General features: G+C 42.8%; 2 protein-coding genes. Both read right to left on the bottom strand.

Annotated elements, in window-relative coordinates:
• A partial coding sequence (locus DWA01_RS17175) for a hypothetical protein (protein WP_200832607.1) occupies positions 1 to 377 on the bottom strand: 377 nt, incomplete at its 3' end.
• 96 nt (positions 378 to 473) lie between these two features.
• Positions 474 to 1199, bottom strand: a complete 726-nt coding sequence (locus DWA01_RS17170; RefSeq protein WP_114287036.1) for a response regulator — start codon at positions 1197 to 1199, stop codon at positions 474 to 476.
• Positions 1200 to 1706: the final 507 nt, after the last annotated feature.

The raw sequence follows: 1706 nt of genomic DNA, 5'->3' as shown, positions 1-1706 counted from the left end.
GAGTTTTTATCCGGATAAACGCGATAAAATTGTTCATCTTGCATGCGCATATAGACAGTGGCTTGTCCGGCGAAGCCCGTTTTAACAAACACATCGCTGTGTTTTATTTCTGTGAAATTGATGGTGTCGGGTTTAGATACTTTTTCGAGCAATAAGTCTTCAGCTTTGAGTGCTTTGTGCATAGCTTCAAACATGCTTTGCTCGCCCCCAAGGGCGTGGATTTGGTTAAATAACCCTGAGTATGCCTCTACCGACTTGCTGATGTTTTCCATTTCTACGTTGTAGTAGTGTTTACTACTGACGTAGTCAATGGCAAAAAATATGGCAAAAACCGCGCCAATAATAGTGACGTATAAGCTAAAGAATAAACGTGCCATATCTAAGATAACCTTATTTGATTAACGCTATAATCTCACAGCTTTGGTCAATATTGTGTCTGTTATTGTACTGGTTTGTATGTGCCTATTAGGGGGCTACCATTCGCTAGAAACCAATAAATAGCCTTTGCCTCTTAAAGTAATGATGCGTTTAGGCAGGGCGGGATCGTCGTTGAGTTTTTTACGCAGCAGCACAATTTTGTTATCGATAGTGCGATCGATACCATCGTAATCAATGCCTCGGGTTAGTTTTACCAGCCGCTCACGGGTTAATACTTGATCGGCGTGCGCCACTAGAATCCACAGCAGGTCGAACTCGCTCGGGGTTAAGTTCACTAATTGATCGTTGAGTAAAATACGTTGGGTGAGTTTGTTTAAAGAGAGGCTGCCAAGTTGGGATAAATTAGCATCCTGTTTCTTTATTGCAGCGCTGTGCTGTGTATTATCAGCATCGGGTAACTCTTTACGGCGTAGCAACATGCGAATCCGCGCCAGTAATACCCGCGGTTGAATAGGCTTGCAGACATAGTCATCCGCACCCATTTCCAATGCGGCCACTTGGTCCATGTCATCATCACTGGCGGTTAAAATTAAAATTTTCCCGCTATAGCTGCCGCGAATCTCCCGGCAGACACTAAGCCCATCCATGCCCGGCAGCATCAGGTCCAAAATCAATAAAGTGGGGGAGTGTTCTTTTAACAGCTGTTCTGTCTCTAGGCCTGAGTGACCAACAGCGACTTCAAAACCATTGCGATTAAGGTATAAGCTCAATAATTGGGTAAGCTTTTTATCGTCTTCAATGAGTAATATCTTGTCTTGCATCAGCGGGCATCTAAAGGTTGTTAATGGTGAAGCTTTTTTAGCAGCTTTTAAGCGCAATATATAGGCGTTAATGCAATCTATTGAATGTTATCAAATAATTTATAGTCACTGACAGAAAAAACATTGAAAACACAAGATGTTAGAGTAGCCTGAATTGAGGCTCGCTGAAAAGGTGTAGATCCTAATCTTTTGCCGATTATGGGAATACCCTGATCTAGGATCAATTAGAGGTTGCGCGTTAGCTTGCTGTGGCGTAGTTGAATAAAGAGTCTGTGGCAAAGTAACTCTCTATTGGGCTCGCTTTCGCTTGGTGGAGTGTTTGAACGCTAGCAATATCAAAGTCGCTTAACAAAGAGCAACAATTATGGATGATTTGGCTGGTGTCTAGAGCCTCGCTATTAATTTTGCATAAAGGGGGAGTCTTTCATCAAATGGTTGCGCTGCTGTAAATAATATCCAGCATCCGCGGTTATTTTTACATAGTTTTTCCAGGCGGGATCCGCTTGC

Source organism: Candidatus Halocynthiibacter alkanivorans, assembly GCF_003333265.1.
GTDB classification, from domain to species: Bacteria; Pseudomonadota; Alphaproteobacteria; order Rhodobacterales; family Rhodobacteraceae; genus Halocyntiibacter_A; species Halocyntiibacter_A alkanivorans.
The sequence above is the reverse complement of the archived record's forward strand: the minus strand, read 5'-3'. Positions and strand labels throughout refer to the sequence as shown.

Bases quoted from the DNA above. Each gene is read 5' to 3' on its own strand.
- DWA01_RS17170 (WP_114287036.1), bottom strand. From the start codon at position 1,199: ATGCAAGACAAGATATTACTCATTGAAGACGATAAAAAGCTTACCCAA.